The sequence below is a fragment of the Cytobacillus massiliigabonensis genome (assembly GCF_900199725.1).
Taxonomy (GTDB): domain Bacteria; phylum Bacillota; class Bacilli; order Bacillales; family Cytobacillaceae; genus Cytobacillus; species Cytobacillus massiliigabonensis.
Window position 1 is genome coordinate 724449 of sequence record NZ_LT904903.1, and the last position, 436, is coordinate 724884.

Genomic DNA, 436 nt, shown 5'->3' on the forward strand with positions numbered 1-436 from the left:
GATGCTTTTGTGATAGCGGGCTCTCATAAGAAAATAGCAATGGAAACCTTATGCATTGAAGTTCAGTATAAAAAGGGCAGGGGAATTTTGTTAAATCCCCCTGCCTTTTTTTATATTCTTCATAAAGATAACTACATATGAAGGATAGATATTGATCGGTTAGCTTGTAAAAAGTCCTTCATCAAGGTTATGAAGTCTCGATCATGTCCGGATAGCTTGTAAAAAGTCCCTCATCAAGTTTATGAAAGTCCAATCATGTCCGGTTAGCTTGTAAAGAGTTCTTTATCAAGGAAATGAAAGCCCGAATTCGGTGGGATAGCTTGAAAAGAGTCCATCATCAAGGTTATGAAGGCCAATTCATGTTCGAATACTAGTAAAAAGTCCTTCATCAAGGTTATGAAGTCCCGATCATGTCCGGATAGCTTGTAAAAAGTCC